This window comes from Polaromonas sp. (genome assembly GCF_036676035.1).
Taxonomy (GTDB): domain Bacteria; phylum Pseudomonadota; class Gammaproteobacteria; order Burkholderiales; family Burkholderiaceae_C; genus Polaromonas.
This window is the reverse complement of sequence record NZ_JAKFDR010000011.1, coordinates 35,676-54,007: the sequence shown is the minus strand read 5'-3', so window position 1 is coordinate 54,007 and position 18,332 is coordinate 35,676. Positions and strand designations below refer to the sequence as shown.

The window sequence follows — 18,332 nt, the reverse complement described above, 5'->3', positions numbered from 1 at the left end:
GTGTGTGATCAGTGATCAGTGATTGATGTCGCTTACTTGGCAATGGCGGAAGCAAAGGCATCAATGATGCTGCGGATCGGCGCCTGCTTGAGCTTGAGCGCCGCCTGGTTCACCACCAGCCGCGAGCTGATGTCCATGATGCGCTCGACCTCGACCAGATGGTTGGCCTTGAGCGTGCTGCCGGTCGAGACCAGGTCGACGATGGCGTCGGCCAGGCCGGTCAGCGGCGCCAGCTCCATGCTGCCGTAGAGCTTGATCAGGTCCACGTGCACGCCCTTGCTGGCGAAGAAATCGCGGGCGATCGCCACATACTTGGTGGCGACCTTCAGGCGCGAGCCCTGCTTGACCGCCGCCGCGTAGTCAAAACCGTCGCGCACCGCCACACTGATGCGGCATTGGGCAATCTGCAGGTCCAGCGGCTGGTACAGCCCCTCGCTGCCAGATTCAAGCAGGGTGTCCTTGCCGACCACGCCGAGGTCGGCGCCACCGTGCTGAACATAGGTGGGCACGTCCGTCGCCCGCACCAGCACCACACGCACATCAGGCCGGTTGGTGGCCAAAATGAGCTTGCGCGATTTTTCCGGGTCTTCCAGCACCTCGATGCCGGCGGCCTTGAGCAGCGGCAGGGTTTCGTCGAAGATGCGGCCTTTGGAGAGGGCGAGGGTAATCATCGTGCCTCCTGCCGAGCCGCCTCAAAGGAGGCACGCGCCCCCTCGGGGGGCAGCGAAGTACGCGAAGCGACAAGCGTGGGGGTCATGATTTCACTCTTTCGATATCGGCACCAATGCCGCGCAGCTTGGCTTCCATCTGGTCGTAGCCGCGGTCCAGGTGGTAGATGCGATCCACCAGGGTCTCGCCGTCGGCCACCAGGCCTGCGATCACCAGGCTGGCCGAAGCGCGCAGGTCCGTGGCCATCACCGTGGCCCCGGAGAGCTTTTCCACGCCCTCGATCACGGCGACCTTGCCATCGGTCTGGATTTTTGCGCCCAGGCGCACCATCTCGTTGACATGCATGAAGCGGTTTTCAAAAATCGTTTCGGTCACCGTGCTGGCGCCCTGCGCAATGGCGTTGAGCGCCATGAACTGCGCCTGCATGTCGGTCGGAAAGCCCGGGTACTCGGTGGTGCGGAAAGACTGGGCTTTCATGCGGCCCTGCGACTGGATGCGGATGAAGCCGTCGCCGGCCGTCACGGCCGCGCCGGCCTCACGCAGTTTGTCGATCACGGCGTCCAGGTGGTCCGCCCGGCCGTGCTTGAGCACCACGTCACCGCCCGCGGCGGCCACCGCGCACAGAAAGGTGCCGGTTTCGATGCGGTCGGCCACCACCTGGTGGGTGCAGCCATGCAGGCGCTCCACGCCCTGGATGCGGATACGGCGGCTGCCGTGGCCTTCAATCTTCGCGCCCATCTTGATCAGCATTTCCGCCAAGTCGCCAATCTCGGGCTCCTGCGCGGCGTTTTCCAGGATGGTTTCGCCTTCGGCCAGGCTGGCCGCCATCAGGAAGTTTTCAGTGCCGGTCACCGTCACCATGTCGGTCGTGATGTGGCAGCCCTTCAGGCGCCCGCGCACTCCATTGGGCCCGGCAGGCAGCTTGGCGATCATGTAGCCGTGCTCCACCAGGATCTCGGCCCCCATGGCCTGCAGGCCCTTGATGTGCTGGTCCACCGGCCGCGAGCCGATGGCGCAACCGCCGGGCAGCGAGACCGTGGCTTCGCCGAAGCGGGCGAGCAGCGGCCCGAGCGCCAACACCGAAGCCCGCATGGTCTTGACCAGTTCATAAGGGGCCTCGGGCGAGCTCAAAGCGCCCGCATTGATGGTGACCGTGCTAGCGGCCTGCGGACCGCGCTCGGCCTGAACCCCCATGTTGCGGATCAGCTTGAGCATGGTGGCCACGTCCTGCAGGTGCGGAACATTCTCGAGCGTCACCGTGTCGGCCGTCAGCAAGGCGGCACACAGCTCGGGCAGGGCCGCGTTCTTGGCGCCGGAAATCTCCACGGTGCCGGCCAGCGATTTGCCGCCCTTGATCAGTAGTTTGTCCATGTTGTTCAGGATTGGTTGTTGGCTGCCCACTCGGCGGGCGTGTAGGTTTTCATTGACAGGGCGTGCACCTCGTCGGTCTGCAGGCGCCCGCCCAGCGTGGCGTAAACACGCTGGTGGCGCTGGATCAGGCGCTGGCCTTCGAAGGCGCTGGAAACGATGGTGGCATACCAGTGCCGGCCGTCGCCGGACAGCTCAATATGCTCGCAGGCCAGGCCGGCGGCAATGATGGCTTGGAGTTCTTCGCTGGTCATGGTGCTGTTTAATTCTGTTCAGTGTCTGATTTTGTAGCCGGTGCGCAGCATGTTGATGGCCACCGCGCTAACCACCGCCAGGGCGGCCAGCACAATGCCCAGGCTCAGCCAGGGCGACACATCGCTGACGCCGAAAAATCCGTAGCGAAAGCCGTCAATCATGTAGAAGAACGGATTCAGGTGGCTGACCTTTTGCCAGAAGGGCGGCAGCGAATGAATCGAGTAAAACACGCCGCTCAGAAAAGTCATGGGCATGATGACGAAGTTCTGGAAAGCGGCCATCTGGTCGAATTTTTCAGACCACAGGCCGGCGATCACACCCAGGGCCCCCAGCATGGCGGCACCCAGAAGCGCAAACACCGCAATCCACAGCGGCGCCACAAAACCCGGTTGGCCAAAAAACACGGTGACCGCAAACACGCCCGCGCCGACCAGCAGGCCGCGTGCAATCGACGAGCCCACATAGGCAACAAACCAGTGCCAGTGCGACAGCGGCGTGAGCAGCACAAACACCAGGCTGCCCATGATCTTGCTCTGGATCAGAGAAGAGGAGCTGTTGGCAAAGGCGTTTTGCAGCACGCTCATCATCACGAGGCCGGGCACCAGGAAGGCGGTGTAGCTGATCTGGTCGTAAACCTTGACCTGGTCCTGCAGCACATGGCCGAAAATCAGCATGTACAAGACAGCCGTCAGCACCGGCGCCCCCACCGTCTGGAAGCTCACCTTCCAGAACCGCAGCACCTCTTTGTACAACAGGGTTTGCCAGCCGTTCATAGGGCCCCCACGCTTGTCGCTTCGCGTACTGCGCTGCCCCCCGGGGGGGCTATTTCACCTTGGGGCGGCCCGGCGGTGAAATGGACCCCTGCGTTTGCTGTTACTGCGCCGGTGTTCATACCGTGACTCCTGCCAGGTTGATTTCCACGGGTTCTTCCACGACTTTTTCGGTCATCACATCGAGGAACACGTCTTCGAGATCCGCCTTGCGGATTTCCACATCTTCGGCGATCAGCCCGGCCTCACGGATGGCGGCCAGGTACTGCTCGATTTCATAGGCGCTGTTCGCCGGAAACTGCACAATCCGGCCGGTAATCCTGGCCTTGTCGGCCAGTGCCTTGGGCAGTTCACTGTCAATTTTGAAGCGAAGCACATTGGACGACGCGTTCTTGAGCAGGTCCGAGGTCGTCGCCAGCGCCACGACCTTGCCCTGCTTGAGCATGGCGATGCGGCTGCACAGCGCTTCGGCCTCTTCCAGGTAATGGGTGGTCAGCAGCACCGTGCTGCCCTGCTTGTTGAGCCGGGCGACAAACTGCCACAGGGTCTGGCGCAGCTCCACATCGACGCCGGCCGTGGGCTCGTCCAGCACAATCACCGGCGGCTTGTGGACCAGCGCCTGCGCCACCAGCACGCGGCGTTTCATGCCGCCCGAGAGCTGACGCATGTTGGCATGGGCCTTGTCGGCCAAGCCCAGGCTGTCCAGCAGCTCGTCAATCCAGGCGTCGTTGTTTTTCACGCCGAAGTAGCCGGACTGGATGCGAAGCGCCTCGCGCACGGTGAAAAACGGATCGAACACCAACTCCTGCGGCACGATGCCGAGCTTTCGGCGGGCATCGGCGTAGTCCGCCAGGACATCGCTGCCATGGACCAACACGCTGCCGTGGGTCGCCCGTGACAGGCCCGCCAGAATGCTGATCAAGGTGGTTTTACCCGCTCCATTGGGGCCCAGCAAGCCGAAAAACTCGCCTTGCCGGATGTCAAAACTCACATCATCGAGCGCCCGGACGGCCGGGCCGGACTGGCTTCGCGTGGGGGGGTAGATCTTGGAGACGGATTGGAATGAAATAGCGGGCATGAGCCGGCCATTTTAAGGGCTGGCGCTTTTTTTATCTGCCGCCGGGCCATTCGGCGAAAGCGCGGGCTTGTTAGAGCCTGTTCACGCTTTATTTGGGGTCGCCAAATAAAGCGTGAACAGGCTCTTAGGCAGGGGCGGGCATCAGTTCGGCCACGCCATACAGCTGTGCGAGCTGGCGCAGGCGTTCCGGCAAGCCTTGCACGGCCAGGGTTTTGCCCAGCGCCAGGGCCTCGCGCCGGCACGCCAGCAACACGGCGAGCGCGGAGGAGTCAAACTCCCGCAGTGCGCTGGCGTCCGTCACCACGACGGGACCCGCCTCGGCGTGCACCACCTTCTTCAGGTCCTGGGTGCACCCGACGGCGACGGCGTGCGTCATGACTGCGGGCAGCTTCAACACAGGCTCAGGACTTCTTGGCCGCATTGGACTGGTTGCGCTGCGCGAGCGAGGCAATCAGGCCGTCAATGCCCTTGGCAGAGATTTCCTGGGCAAACTGGGTGCGGTAGGTTTCCACCATCCAGACGCCCAGCACATTGAGGTCGTAAATCTTCCAGCCCGTGGCGACTTTTTCCATGCGGTAGTCCAGCTGGATGGGATCACCCCGCCCCGTCACCTCGGTACGCACGACCACCTCGGTGTCGGTCGGCGCCGCACGCAAAGGTTTGACGTTCACGCCCTGGTCCTTGACCTGGGACAAGGCGCCCGAATAAGTGCGAACCAGCAGGGTCTTGAACTCGTCCTGCAGGCGCTTTTGCTGCTCGGGCGTGGCCTGCCGCCAAGTGCGGCCCACCGCCGATGCCGTCATGCGCGTGAAGTTCACATTGGGCATGATCTTGCCGTCCACGAGCGAGATGATTTTCGTGACGTCTCCCCCCTGAATCGCCTTGTCTGCCTTGATGCTGTCCAGCACCTCGGTCGAGACACGCTTGATCAGGGCGTCGGGCGCTTCTTCGGCAGCGCGGCCAGCGGGGCTGGCCAGCAACGCGGCCAGGCTCAGGAATGCAGCAAAAAAATGACTAAAGACTCTACGGTTCATGGTTTTCCTTTCCTCAGCGGAAACATGGGCTGACATGACAGGGCCTTATCCGCCTTGCTTGCCAGTCCGTTGATTTGACAGGCGGTTTTCCGCCTTAGTTCTGGGTGTTCGGTGAAGTTTTGTTGCCGTTTTGTAAGTTTTCTTTACCAGCTGGACCGGTCGAGCCAGGCGCAGCTTCCGGCAAATCGTAACGCTCTTCGGGCTCGGGCTTGCCGCCAATGTGGTTGCGGCGGCGCTGCAGATAGGCGTCACGCACAAAACTGTATTTGTCCAGCGCGGCCTGGTCGATCACATCGCCGGCGCCCAGCAGACTGGCGCGCAGATCCACCGCGCGCAGGACAATCAGGGAATTACGCGTCGGCACATTATCAACACGCTGCACCAGGTCGCCGCGGCTGTCGGCCGCCACCAGCGCGACTGAGTCACGCAATGTTGAAGGGCCCAATACCGGCAGCACGATATAGGGGCCGGGCCCCACTCCCCAATGTCCCAGCGTCAGCCCAAAATCTTCGCGGTGCTTTTCAAGCCGCATTTCGCTGGCCACATCCAGCACGCCGCCGAAGCCAAACAGGGTATTGACCCCCACACGCATGAGCGTTTCCACCGTTTCCTTGGGTTTGAGCTGCAGGGCGTTGTTCACCATCGACCAGACGTCGGAAAGGTTGCCAAAGAAATTGCCCACGCCGGTGCGCACCGGTGCAGGCGTCACACCCTGGTAGAGCTGCGCCGCCGGCTTGAGGACCGCCTTATCCAGGCCATCATTGAAACGGGTCATGCCCCGGTTGAACGGCTCCAGCGGGTCGTGAGGGTTGGCATTGGGACCCGTGGCACAGGCCTGCAGCAGTACCAGCATCAGTGCGGCGCCCCACAAACGGGGCCGGTGCATTGTCGTCATTCGTGTTGTCATTTTTTTTCTGGGGTTCCTGATGGCGGGGCCGTGTTGGAGCCGGGATTGCTGCTGTCCGCCGCCTTGCTGTACAAAAACTGGCTGATGAGGTTTTCCAGCACCACGGCAGATTGTGTCTGCTTGATCACATCCCCGGCGGCCAGGTTTTTCTCGTCAGCACCGGCCTCCATGCCGATGTATTGCTCGCCCAGCAAACCGCTCGTCAGAATCTTCAGGGAGCTGTCTTTGGGAAAAGCATAGCGGCTGTCCATCGCCAGATTAACACTGGCCTGGAAGGACTTGTCATCGAATGTAATGCGCTCGACCCGCCCGACCACGACGCCCGCACTTTTGACCGCCGCGCGTGGTTTCAAGCCCCCAATATTGTCGAATTTGGCCGTGACATGGTAGGCATCGTTGAAATTCATGCTGAGCAGATTGGCCGATTTGAGCGCCAGAAACAGGATGGCGGCCGCGCCCACCAGGACAAACAGGCCAACCCACAGGTCGTTTTTAGAGCGTTGCATTATTTTTTTCCTTACACGGTCCCGGCCATGGGCAGGCCGGTTTCCTTTTGTGACTTGTGTGACATCAATTTTCTCATGGGCTGATGAACAGGCAGGAGGCCAACGCCACTTCAAAGACTGAACATCCAGGCAGTCAGCACAAAGTCCAGCCCCAACACCGCCAGCGAAGCCACGACCACGGTGCGGGTGGTGGCGCGCGACACGCCCTCGGGCGTGGGCTGCGCCTCAAAACCCTGATGCAGCGCCACAAAGGTCACGGCCACGCCAAAGACAAAACTTTTGACAATGCCGTTGCCCACGTCGCGCCAGACATCCACCCCGGACTGCATCTGGCTCCAGAACGAGCCGGCATCGACGCCAATCATCAGCACGCCCACCATCCAGCCGCCAATGATGCCCACGGCGCTGAACACGGCAGCCAGCAGGGGCATGGCGATCACGCCGCCCCAAAAGCGCGGGGCCAAAATCCGCCGCACCGGGTCCACCGCCATCATCTCCATGGCCGACAGTTGCTCGCCGGCTTTCATCAGGCCGATTTCTGCGGTCAGCGCCGTGCCCGCCCGCCCGGCAAACAGCAGCGCCGTGACCACCGGCCCGAGCTCTCGCACCAGGCTCAAGGCCACCAGCAGGCCCAAGGCCTCGGAAGAGCCGTAGCGCTGCAGGGTGTAGTAGCCCTGCAGGCCGAGCACAAAACCGACGAACAGGCCCGACACCGTGATGATGGCCAGCGAGTAGTTGCCCAAAAAGAAAATCTGGTCGCGCACCAGGCCAAAGCGGGCCAGCGCGGGCCCGGTCAGCGCCAGCAGGCGCGACATCAAGCGGGCCGCGTAGCCCATGGCAAGGAGCTGGCTGCGGGTGGCAAAGCCCAGGTCCGACAGCAAGCGGGCAGGTTGAAAGCGGCTCATTGCGTAAGCTCCGCGTCATGCGCTGCGGCAGACGGCTTGCCAAAATCAGCCGCCACATCCGGGCCCGGGTAATGGAACTGGACCGGCCCTTCGCTGAGCGCATTGACAAACTGGTGCACCAGCGGGTCGCTGGAATGCCGCACTTCGTCGGGCGTGCCCTGTGCGGCAATGCCACCATTGGCCAGAATGATGACCTTGTCGGCGATGAGAAAGGTTTCTTCGAGATCGTGCGAGACCACGATGCTGGTAATGCCCAGCGTGTCGTTGAGCTGGCGAATCAGCTGCGCGGCCGTCCCCAGCGAGATCGGATCCAGCCCGGCAAAGGGCTCGTCGTACATGATCAGTTCAGGGTCGAGCACGATGGCGCGCGCCAGCGCCACGCGCCGGGCCATGCCGCCTGAAACTTCGCTGGGCATCAGGTCGCGCGCCCCGCGCAGGCCGACCGCATTGAGCTTCATCAGCACGATGTCGCGGACCAGGTCTTCGCTCAGCGTGGTGTGCTCGCGCAGCGGAAAGGCGACGTTGTCAAACACGCTCAAATCGGTGAACAGCGCGCCGAATTGGAACAGCATGCCCATGCGGCGCCGGGCGGCATACAGCTCGGCCTGAACCAGGCTGCCGACGTCTTTGCCGTCAAACAGCACCTCGCCACTGTCCGCGCGTTGCTGGCCGCCAATCAGGCGCAGCACCGTGGTTTTGCCGCCGCCCGAAGCGCCCATCAGGGCCGTCACCTTGCCGCGCGGCACCGACAGGGTCACGTCATCGAGGATGACGCGCTCCCCCGCAGAGCCCGGGTAGGCAAAGCGCACCTGCTTGAATTCGATCAGTGATGAAGGAGAACTATCGGCCATTAAGGATGGGAAAAGCCGACTGTCTGACCGGCTTTGGTTGCGAGGCCTCCATGATACGGGGTTTACCCCAGCGAAGCTGCCGGATCCGCCGTTTGGGGGATATTCACGTGGCGTGCAAGCATCATTTAAGCGGGCCGCTGCGACGGCATCCCCGAAATCACGGGCGCAGGCACCGAAAAAGCCTCATTCGCCACGGGAATCCATGACAAATGAGGCTCCAGCCCTTATGAATAGTGCGTAAGCAGCTACTCTTTTAATAGCAAAAATGCGTTCAGCGCGGCAAGTCGCTGTAGCCCATGAGGAATTCGTCAACAGCGTGCGCCGCCTGCCGGCCCTCACGCCGTACAGGCGGCAGCCTGTACGTTTGTTAAACGCCCCAAAGGGCGATTTGTGAGGGCCAGGCGTAACTCTCAACGCGACAAATCGCTGTAACCCATGAGGAATTCGTCGACAGCACGCGCTGCCTGCCGGCCCTCGCGCCGTGCAGGCGGCAGCCTGCACGTTTGTTAAACGCCCCAAAGGGCGATTTGTGAGGGCCAGGCGCAGCTTTCAACGCGGCAGATCGCTGTAGCCCATGAGAAATTCGTCAACAGCGCGCGCCGCCTGCCGGCCCGCGCGCCGTGCAGGCGGCAGCCTGCACGTTTGTTAAACGCCCCAAGGGGCGATTTGTGAGGGCCAGGCGCAGCTTTCAACGCGGCAGATCGCTGTAACCCATGAGAAATTCGTCAACAGCGCGCGCCGCCTGCCGGCCCTCGCGAATCGCCCAGACCACCAAAGACTGGCCGCGCCGGATGTCGCCGGCAGCAAACACCTTGGGCACGTTGGTCGCATAGCCACCGGTGAAGTCAGTGCTCGCCTTGGCGTTTCCGCGGGCATCTTTCTCGACGCCGAAACCTTCGAGGATGGTGGCCACCGGACTGACAAAGCCCATGGCCAGCAGCACCAGGTCGGCCTTGAGCGTCTGCTCGGAGCCGGGCACTTCCTGCATCTTGCCGTCTTTCCACTCGACACGAACGGTTTTCAGACCCGTCACCTTGCCTTTTTCGCCCAGGAACTCCTTGGTCGAGATGGCGAACTCGCGCTCGCAGCCCTCTTCGTGACTGGAGCTGGTGCGCAGCTTGATCGGCCAGTAAGGCCAGGTCATCGGCCGGTTTTCCTCTTCAGGCGGCTGGGGCATCAACTCAAACTGCGTGACGCTCGCCGCACCGTGGCGGTTGCTGGTGCCGACACAGTCGGAGCCGGTATCGCCGCCGCCAATCACGATGACATGCTTGCCGTCGGCACGGATCTGGCCTTTGACCTTGTCACCGGCGTTGACCTTGTTCTGCTGCGGCAGGAACTCCATCGCGAAATGAATGCCGTCCAGGTCACGGCCCGGCACCGGCAAATCACGCGACTGCTCGGCGCCGCCGGTCAAGACCACCGCATCGAAGTCTTTTTGCAATTGCTCAGGCGCAATGGTTTCCTTGGCCCAGTTGGTGACTTTGGAGTCTTTGGGCAGAGCGCCCACCATCACGCCGGTGCGGAAAGTCACGCCTTCGGCCTGCATCTGCCCGACACGCAGGTCGATGTGGCTCTTTTCCATCTTGAAGTCGGGAATGCCGTAACGCAGCAGGCCGCCGATGCGGTCGTTTTTCTCAAACAGGGTCACGTCATGACCGGCGCGCGCCAGTTGCTGGGCCGCCGCCATGCCGGCCGGACCGGAGCCGATCACTGCCACTTTTTTGCCGGTTTTGTGCTTGGGCAGTTGCGGCTTGACCCAGCCTTCGGCCCAGGCGCGGTCGATGATGGCGTGCTCGATGGACTTGATGCCCACCGGATTGTTGTTGACGTTCAGCACACAGGCGGCCTCGCATGGCGCGGGGCAGATGCGGCCGGTGAACTCCGGAAAATTGTTGGTGCTGTGCAGCGTGTCGATCGCGCTTTTCCAGTCGGCGCGAAACACCATGTCGTTGAAGTCCGGAATGATGTTGTTGACCGGGCAGCCGCTGTTGCAAAACGGCGTGCCGCAGTCCATGCAGCGCGCCGCCTGCTTGTTGGCCTGCGCATCGTCCAGGCCGATCACAAACTCCTTGTAATTCTTCAGGCGCTCGGGCACGGGCTTGTAGCCCTCCTCGACGCGCTCGTATTCCATGAAACCGGTCACTTTTCCCATGTGGCTACTCCAGATACTTCTTGTTTACGCTGCGACTTTGGCAGCCGATGCCACCTTGCCGGCGGCTTTGGCGGGGGCGCCGGCAGCGGCCTTCTTGGCAGCCATCTCGCCCAGCGCGCGCTTGTATTCCAGCGGGAACACCTTGACGAACTTGCCGCGCGCCTCGGACCAGTTGTCCAGCAGCTCGCGGGCGCGCTTGCTGCCGGTCCAGCGGTTGTGGTCTTCCAGCAGCCTCTTGAGCTGGGCTTCGTCGGTCTTGCCGCCGTGCCACATGGCCTTGTCGGTGCTGGCCTCCTGCTCGGCCGATGGCATGACTTTTTCCAGCGACACCATGGCGGTGTTGCAGCGCTTGGCAAAGTGGCCGTCTTCGTCGTACACATAGGCCACGCCGCCGCTCATGCCGGCCGCAAAGTTGCGCCCGGTTTTGCCCAGCACGGCCACGGTGCCGCCGGTCATGTACTCGCATCCATGGTCGCCCGTGCCTTCCACCACAGCGGTCGCACCTGACAGGCGCACGGCAAAACGTTCGCCGGCCACGCCGCTGAAGAAGGCCTCGCCGGTGGTCGCGCCGTACAGCACGGTGTTGCCGACGATGGTGTTTTTGACCGCCTCGCCGCGGAAATCGATGCTGGGGCGCACCACCACGCGGCCCCCCGACAGGCCCTTGCCGGTGTAGTCGTTGGCGTCGCCAATCAGGTACAGGGTGATGCCCTTGGCCAGGAAAGCGCCAAACGACTGGCCGCCCGTGCCTTCGAGCTGGATGCGCAGCGTGTCATCGGGCAGGCCTTGCGGATGGCGGCGTGTCAACTCGCCCGACAGCATGGCGCCCACCGTGCGGTTGACGTTGCGGGCCACCTCGATGAACTGGACTTTTTCGCCTTTTTCAAGCGCCGCTTTTGATTTTTCAATCAGGCGGATGTCCAGCGCCTTGTCCAGCGCGTGGTCCTGCTCCATCACATGCAGACGCGGCACATCGGCGGGCACGTTGGGCTGGTAGAACAGGCGCGAGAAATCAAGCCCGCGGGCCTTCCAGTGCTCAATGCCCTTCTGGGTATCGAGCAGGTCGGCGCGGCCAATCAGGTCGTCGAACTTGCGCACGCCCAGCTGCGCCATCAGTTGGCGCGCCTCTTCGGCGACGAAGAAGAAGTAGTTGACCACATGCTCGGGTTTGCCCGAGAACTTCTGGCGCAAGACCGGGTCTTGCGTGGCCACGCCCACCGGGCAGGTGTTGAGGTGGCACTTGCGCATCATGATGCAACCCTCGACCACCAGCGGTGCGGTGGCAAAGCCGAATTCGTCGGCGCCCAGCAGCGCGCCGATCACCACGTCGCGCCCCGTCTTCATCTGGCCGTCGGCCTGCACGCGAATGCGGCCGCGCAGGCGGTTGAGCACCAGCGTCTGCTGGGTTTCGGCCAGGCCGATTTCCCAGGGCGAGCCGGCATGCTTGATGGATGACCAGGGCGAAGCGCCGGTGCCGCCGTCATGCCCTGCAATCACCACATGGTCGGACTTGGCCTTGGCCACGCCGGCCGCAATGGTGCCCACACCGACTTCGCTGACCAGCTTGACGCTGATGCTGGCGCGCGGGTTGACGTTTTTCAGGTCGTGGATCAGCTGTGCCAGATCTTCGATCGAGTAAATGTCATGGTGCGGCGGCGGCGAAATCAGGCCGACGCCGGGCACCGAGTAACGCAGTTGGCCGATGTAGTCGCTGACCTTGCCGCCCGGCAGCTGGCCGCCCTCGCCGGGCTTGGCACCCTGGGCCATCTTGATCTGGATCTGGTCGGCCGACACCAGGTATTCGGCGGTCACGCCAAAACGGCCCGACGCCACCTGCTTGATGCGCGAGCGCAGCGAGTCGCCGTCTTGCAGCGGCAGGTCGACTTCAACCACGCCCTCGCCAATCACACTCTTGAGCGTCTCGCCCTGCTTGATCGGAATGCCCTTGAGCTCCTGGCGGTAGCGGGCCGGATCTTCACCGCCCTCGCCCGTGTTGCTCTTGCCGCCCATGCGGTTCATGGCCAGCGCCAGCGTGGCGTGGGCTTCGGTGCTGATGGAGCCCAGCGACATCGCGCCGGTGGCAAAACGCTTGACGATTTCCTTGGCCGGCTCGACCTCTTCGATCGGAATGGCCCTGGCCGGGTCTATCTTGAACTCGAACAGCCCGCGCAGCGTCATGTGGCGGCGGTTCTGGTCGTTGATGAGCTGGGCGTATTCCTTGTAGGTATTCCAGTTGTTGGCGCGCGTGCTGTGCTGCAGCTTGGCAATCGCGTCGGGCGTCCACATGTGGTCTTCGCCGCGCACGCGCCAGGCGTATTCGCCACCGGCGTCCAGCATGTGGGCCAGCACCGGGTCGTCGCTGAACGCGGCCCTGTGCATGCGCAGGGCTTCTTCGGCGATTTCAAACACGCCCATGCCTTCGACCTGGCTGGCGGTGCCGGTGAAGAACTTGGCGACGGTGTCGCGGTTCAGGCCAATCGCCTCGAACAACTGCGCACCGCAGTAGCTCATGTAGGTCGACACGCCCATCTTGGACATGATCTTGGACAGGCCCTTGCCAACCGCCTTGGTGTAGTTGTAGACCGCCTTGTCGGCGCTCAGATCGCCGGGCAGGCCCTTGGACAGCTCGGCCAGCGTTTCAATCGCGAGGTAGGGATGGACGGCTTCGGCGCCATAACCGGCCAGCACGGCGAAGTGATGCACCTCTCTGGCCGAGCCGGTTTCCACCACCAGGCCCGCCATCGTGCGCAGGCCAACCCTCACCAGATGCTGGTGAATGGCCGACAGGGCCAGCAGCGCAGGGATGGCCACCTGCGTCGCGCTGATGGCGCGGTCGCTGATGATCAGGATGTTTTTGCCAACCTTGATCGCATCCACGCTTTCAGCGCACAGCGACGCCAGCTTGGCTTCCACCCCTTCATGGCCCCAGGCCAGCGGGTAGGTGATGTCCAGCGTGTAGCTCTTGAACTTGCCCTGCGTGTGCGCTTCGATGTCGCGCAGCTTTTGCATGTCGGCGTTGTTGAGCACCGGCTGGCTGACTTCCAGCCGCATCGGCGGGTTGACCTGGTTGATGTCCAGCAGGTTGGGCTTGGGGCCGATGAAGCTGTTGAGCGACATCACGATGGCTTCGCGGATCGGATCGATCGGCGGGTTGGTCACCTGCGCGAACAGCTGCTTGAAGTAGTTGTACAGCGGCTTGTTCTTGTTGGACAGCACGGCCAGCGGGCTGTCGTTGCCCATGGAGCCGGTGCCTTCCTCGCCATTGACAGCCATGGGCGACATCAGGAACTTGATGTCTTCCTGGGTGTAGCCAAAGGCCTGCTGGCGATCCAGCAGGCTCTGGGATTCGCCCAGGCCCGAACTGCTGGCCGAGGTGGCGCTGGCTTCGTCGGAGCCCATGCGCATGCCGTCGGTCGGCTCGGTCAGGATGGAGGGAGTGGCTTGCACGTCATCCAGGCGGATGCGCAGGTTTTCAATCCACTGCTTGTAGGGCTTGCTGTGGGCCAGCGTGGCCTTGATTTCCTCGTCGTCAATCATGCGGCCCTGCTCCAGATCGATCAGGAACATCTTGCCGGGCTGCAGCCGCCACTTGCGCACGATTTTGTTCTCGGGCACGGGCAGCACGCCGGACTCGGACGCCATGATGACCAGGTCATCATCCGTCACGCAGTAGCGCGAGGGGCGCAGGCCGTTACGGTCCAGCGTGGCGCCGATCTGGCGGCCATCGGTGAACACGATAGAAGCCGGGCCGTCCCACGGCTCCAGCATGGCTGCGTGGTATTCATAAAAGGCCTTGCGGCGCTCGTCCATCGTGGTGTGCTGCTCCCAAGGCTCGGGAATCATCATCATCACCGCCTGGCTGATCGGGTAGCCGGCCATGGTCAGCAGCTCCAGGCAGTTGTCAAACGTGGCGGTGTCCGACTGGTCGGCAAAGCTGATGGGGTAGAGTTTTTGCAGGTCAGCGCCGAGCACAGGCGAGCTCATCACGCCTTCGCGCGCCTTCATCCAGTTGTAGTTGCCCTTGACGGTGTTGATCTCGCCGTTGTGCGCCACATAGCGGTAAGGGTGCGCCAGCGGCCACTCGGGGAAGGTGTTGGTCGAAAACCGCTGGTGCACCAGGCCCAATGCCGAGACGCAGCGGGGGTCGGTCAGGTCACGGAAGTAAGTGCCCACCTGGTCGGCCAGCAGCAGGCCTTTGTAGACCACGGTGCGGCTGGACATGCTGGGCACGTAATACTCTTTGCTGTGCGTCAGCTTCAGGTTCTGGATGGCCGCGCTGGCGGTTTTGCGGATGACGTACAGCTTGCGCTCCAGCGCGTCCTGCACGATCACGTCGTTGCCGCGGCCGATGAAAATCTGGCGCAGGATGGGCTCTTTGGCGCGCACGGTGGGCGACATCGGCATGTCCTTGTTGACCGGCACATCGCGCCAACCCAGCAGCACCTGGCCTTCCACGCGCACGGCACGCTCCAGCGCCTGTTCGCAGGCCAGCCGCGAGGCATGCTCCTTGGGCAAAAACACCATGCCCACGCCGTATTCGCCGGGCGGCGGCAGCGTCACGCCCTGCCTGGCCATTTCTTCACGGTACAGCGCATCGGGCAACTGGATCAAAATGCCGGCGCCGTCGCCCATGAGCTTGTCGGCACCGACCGCACCCCGGTGGTCCAGGTTTTCCAGAATCTTCAGACCCTGCTGGACGATGGCATGGCTTTTGTAACCCTTGATATGCGCCACGAAACCCACGCCGCAGGCGTCGTGTTCGTTGGCCGGGGAATACAAACCGTGTTGTTCAAAATGCTCGAGCTCAGCTGCCGTCGTCATGGCGTTTTCCTGGTCAATTGAGGACAGGGCCAACGCAGCAGATGCGCACCAGCCTGTCCCGCAAGGTTTCAATAAATCTGTCGCGGGATTGAAAGCATAGTGCACTGCAACAACAATGCCAAGCAAAATAATTGGGGTCAGATTCCAATTAATTCTTGATTGATTCAATCAGAATTAAATTAGGGACATATCAAATTTGATAGCAATAAACCCATGTAAACAATTGGGATAACCCAATTTTCAGCCTGATTCAGGTTTGCTCACGGGCCGTCCGGCTTGGGTTTTACTGAGCCGGCGCTGCGTACGCTTTTGCAAATCCGCGACAAAATCAGGCTCGCCCAGCGCCCAGCCGCTGAGCACCGACTCGGTCAGCGCACGCTGCTGCTGCTGGCTCAGACCTGAGCGCACCATGTCGGCATAGGCTGCTTCGCGGGCAAACGGCGTGTTGCCCAGCGTCCAGAACAGCGGGTGCGGCGTGACGAGTTTGTCGGTGCGCAGCCCGGTGTAGTGGCCGTGGCTGGACCAGGGGTAGTCGCGCGCCTCGGCAACCAGGCCCGCGCGCACCGGATTCAAGTCGATATAAGCCATGCAGGCCAGCAGGTAACGCTCGGTCTGGATCACGGTGGAGCGGTAGCGCCCTTCCCACAAGGTACCAGAGCGCCCCTGACTGTCATTGAAATAACGCACATAGCGCCGGCCGACGGCCTGCATCAACTGCGGCAGCCCCTCCGCCGTTTCGGGCGTGGCCAGCAGATGAAAGTGATTGCTCATCAACACATAGGCGTGCAGTGCCACGCCGAACTTGCGGGCGTTGTCGTCGAGCAGGTCCAGCAGCATCTGGTAATCAGCCGAGGCGGCAAAAATAGCCTGGCGGTTGTTGCCCCGCTGGATGATGTGATGGGGGTAGCCGGGAATGGTGAGGCGGGGGAGGCGGGCCATGAGGGTGCGGTGGATTTTTCCTCATGATAATTGGAATCTGACCCTAATTACCCTTCTGTCACATCTGACTTGATCTGCTGTAAAGGTGCGCCGGCGTAGAAAGAGTCGTACAGTTTTCTAATTGCTTTACCTAATGCAATTGCATCCGATCCAAGTGTATTCAGAACGATCGGTGCCATTAACGCGGGTGGTTTTGGAGTTGCCATTATTTGTTCTCAGATGATTTAAGCGTGCTAAGAATTGCGAACGCGACCCCAACTACCAAGCCGACAAAAAAAGAATAAAAAAGCGAAAGCTTGAATGACCGCCATTCCCAGGTCTCTATTAATTCGGAATCGGAAAGGCTATAAAGGACTGTGGGTCCTTCCTTTAGTTCAGCAATAACCAATTGATCATCGACAAAGCTTGGCATTGCGACCCGCGTTGCTGTCACCTGTTTCCCCTCGAAAGTATTCGGGCAATCCGTTTTACCCCCGAACGCACTTCCGGCGCAGACCACATATTTCTCGCCAATCTTCGTCGCCCAGCTATTTCGACGGCCAAGAGAGGTGTCGCTGACATACCTCCCCGACACCGGCCACCCTCGTGAAAGCTTGGCATCTTCCGCAAGAGCAATATGCTTCACTCCCATGAGAAGTCCCCCAAGTACAAGGAAACCAGATCCGAAACCGTAAACCAGAGGCTTTTTATAGGCAGGACTCCAGAATGGCTGCGTCATAGTGAGAGCTCCGGTTCCATAAACGAAATTTCAATGAACCTGGAAGTCACATCAAACCATCGGAAATACATGTAATCCTGCAAAAACATAAATCACCTCTCCCTCAAACTCTCACTACCCGCCCGCTGGATTGGACTGAGCAAATACTCAATCACCCGCCGCTGCCCGGTCTTGATCTCTGCGGTCAGGTTCATCCCCGGCACCAACTGGATCATTTTTCCGTCCACGTCAATCTGCCTGGTCTTCAAGGCCAAGGTCACGGGGAAAATCGCGCCGCGCTTCTCATCATTCACCGCGTCGGCCGTGACCCGGTCGACCTGGGCCTGCACCGTGCCGTAGCGGGTGTAGGGAAAGGTTTCGAGCTTGATTTCTGCGCCATTGCCTACGCTCACAAAGCCGATGTCCTTGTTCTCCAGCGTGACTTCGGCGGTGACCTGCGCGCCCTCGGGCACGATGATCATCAGGGCTTGCGCTTCGGTGACCACGCCACCCGTGGTGTGGATGGCGAGCTGCTGCACCACGCCGGCGACGGGTGCTTTCAGGGTAGTGAGGTTTTCGCGCTGGGTGGCTTTGGCTTGTTCTTGCGTGGCTTGCTGGCGTTTGAGGTCGGCCTGGGCTTCGCGCTCGTACAGCGTGCGGCGCACTTCGGCCAGGTAGGCGGCGCGGGCGTGTTCGCTTTCGCGCAGGGTGGCCTGGGTTTGCAGCAGGTTGGCGCGCTGGGTGGCGAGGTCGCGCTCCAGCTCGACGCGTTCGCGGGTTTTGTCTTGCGTGGCGTGGCCGGAGATGTAGCCCTGATCAACGAGTTTCTTGAAATCGGTCTCACGCGCCTGGGCCATGGGCACCGTGGTTTCGAGCTTGGCAACGACGGCCTGCGCCGTGACGATCTCGGCTTGGTGGCGGCTGATTTCTGAGGCGAGCTTGGCCAGCTTGGCCGTCACGTCGGCCCATTCGCCTTGCAGCTGCGCCTGGGCGGCGGCTTTTTCGGCTGCAGACCATTCCGCCGGAAATTCGGGAACATATTTGGCCGCCAGCCCGCCATTAATGGGCATAGCATGCTGCAAATTTTGTAGCGCCTGCTGGATGGCGCGGGCGCGCAGCACTTCTGACAGGGCTGATTTGAGCTGGTCTTGCGCGGTGGTTTTGTCGGCGCTGGCGGCTGTTGGGTCCAGCTCTACCAGGGGCTGGCCGGCTTGCACATGGTCGCCGTCGCTCACCAGCACGCGCCCCGGCGCAGCGGCCACAATGTCGATTTTTCCGAAGATGGCCTGCATCAGTTCATCAGTTGCGACAGCCTCTGCACCGTATTGTGGTGCGGGTAGCCGGGAATAGTGGGCGGGGAAGACGGGGCATGAGGAT

At 61.9% G+C, this 18,332-nt stretch carries 17 protein-coding genes; all 17 read right to left on the bottom strand.

What is annotated here, in order from left to right; translation table 11 throughout:
- Positions 1-32 precede the first annotated feature (32 nt).
- On the bottom strand, positions 33-671 hold the full coding sequence (gene hisG / locus V6M61_RS02800; protein ID WP_332775038.1) for an ATP phosphoribosyltransferase: 639 nt from the start codon (positions 669-671) through the stop codon (positions 33-35).
- An 82-nt stretch (positions 672-753) separates the two neighbouring features.
- The gene (gene murA, locus V6M61_RS02795; RefSeq protein WP_332775037.1) at positions 754-2,040 is read right to left on the bottom strand and encodes a UDP-N-acetylglucosamine 1-carboxyvinyltransferase; all 1,287 of its coding nucleotides are present in this window, start codon (positions 2,038-2,040) and stop codon (positions 754-756) included.
- Positions 2,041-2,045: 5 nt separating this feature from the next.
- Positions 2,046-2,291, bottom strand: coding sequence for a BolA family protein (locus V6M61_RS02790; protein WP_332775036.1), 246 nt, complete (start codon positions 2,289-2,291; stop codon positions 2,046-2,048).
- A gap of 18 nt (positions 2,292-2,309) precedes the next feature.
- On the bottom strand, positions 2,310-3,065 hold the full coding sequence (locus V6M61_RS02785) for an ABC transporter permease (RefSeq protein ID WP_332775035.1): 756 nt from the start codon (positions 3,063-3,065) through the stop codon (positions 2,310-2,312).
- Between the two features lie 115 nt (positions 3,066-3,180).
- Complete coding sequence (locus tag V6M61_RS02780) at positions 3,181-4,140, bottom strand: ABC transporter ATP-binding protein (RefSeq protein ID WP_332775034.1); 960 nt, start codon at positions 4,138-4,140, stop codon at positions 3,181-3,183.
- Positions 4,141-4,264: 124 nt separating this feature from the next.
- Positions 4,265-4,537 (bottom strand): STAS domain-containing protein, encoded by a 273-nt coding sequence (locus V6M61_RS02775; protein WP_332775033.1) that lies wholly within the window; start codon positions 4,535-4,537, stop codon positions 4,265-4,267.
- Positions 4,538-4,541: 4 nt separating this feature from the next.
- Entirely contained in the window at positions 4,542-5,174 is a 633-nt protein-coding gene (locus V6M61_RS02770; protein ID WP_332775032.1) for an MlaC/ttg2D family ABC transporter substrate-binding protein, read from the bottom strand.
- A 94-nt stretch (positions 5,175-5,268) separates the two neighbouring features.
- Positions 5,269-6,081, bottom strand: coding sequence for an MlaA family lipoprotein (locus tag V6M61_RS02765; protein ID WP_332775031.1), 813 nt, complete (start codon positions 6,079-6,081; stop codon positions 5,269-5,271).
- Positions 6,078-6,587 carry an outer membrane lipid asymmetry maintenance protein MlaD gene (gene mlaD / locus V6M61_RS02760; protein ID WP_332775030.1) on the bottom strand — a complete coding sequence of 170 codons (510 nt, stop codon included), beginning with the start codon at positions 6,585-6,587 and terminating at the stop codon, positions 6,078-6,080. The genes V6M61_RS02765 and mlaD overlap by 4 nt, the downstream gene beginning before the upstream one ends.
- 110 nt (positions 6,588-6,697) lie before the next feature.
- Positions 6,698-7,492 (bottom strand): lipid asymmetry maintenance ABC transporter permease subunit MlaE, encoded by a 795-nt coding sequence (gene mlaE, locus V6M61_RS02755; RefSeq protein WP_332775029.1) that lies wholly within the window; start codon positions 7,490-7,492, stop codon positions 6,698-6,700.
- Positions 7,489-8,343: an ABC transporter ATP-binding protein gene (locus V6M61_RS02750; RefSeq protein WP_332775028.1), complete on the bottom strand. Its 855-nt coding sequence runs from the start codon at positions 8,341-8,343 to the stop codon at positions 7,489-7,491. Before V6M61_RS02750 ends, mlaE begins: the two co-directional genes overlap by 4 nt.
- 688 nt (positions 8,344-9,031) lie before the next feature.
- Complete coding sequence (locus tag V6M61_RS02745; protein ID WP_332775027.1) at positions 9,032-10,498, bottom strand: glutamate synthase subunit beta; 1,467 nt, start codon at positions 10,496-10,498, stop codon at positions 9,032-9,034.
- 24 nt (positions 10,499-10,522) lie between these two features.
- Positions 10,523-15,319: a glutamate synthase-related protein gene (locus tag V6M61_RS02740; RefSeq protein ID WP_332775026.1), complete on the bottom strand. Its 4,797-nt coding sequence runs from the start codon at positions 15,317-15,319 to the stop codon at positions 10,523-10,525.
- 240 nt (positions 15,320-15,559) lie between these two features.
- Positions 15,560-16,258, bottom strand: a complete 699-nt coding sequence (locus tag V6M61_RS02735) for an REP-associated tyrosine transposase (protein WP_332775025.1) — start codon at positions 16,256-16,258, stop codon at positions 15,560-15,562.
- A 47-nt stretch (positions 16,259-16,305) separates the two neighbouring features.
- Positions 16,306-16,464 (bottom strand): hypothetical protein, encoded by a 159-nt coding sequence (locus V6M61_RS02730; protein ID WP_332775024.1) that lies wholly within the window; start codon positions 16,462-16,464, stop codon positions 16,306-16,308.
- Positions 16,464-16,976 carry a hypothetical protein gene (locus V6M61_RS02725; protein WP_332775023.1) on the bottom strand — a complete coding sequence of 171 codons (513 nt, stop codon included), beginning with the start codon at positions 16,974-16,976 and terminating at the stop codon, positions 16,464-16,466. Before V6M61_RS02725 ends, V6M61_RS02730 begins: the two co-directional genes overlap by 1 nt.
- A 92-nt stretch (positions 16,977-17,068) precedes the next feature.
- Entirely contained in the window at positions 17,069-18,247 is a 1,179-nt protein-coding gene (locus V6M61_RS02720; RefSeq protein ID WP_332775022.1) for an HlyD family type I secretion periplasmic adaptor subunit, read from the bottom strand.
- Positions 18,248-18,332: the final 85 nt, after the last annotated feature.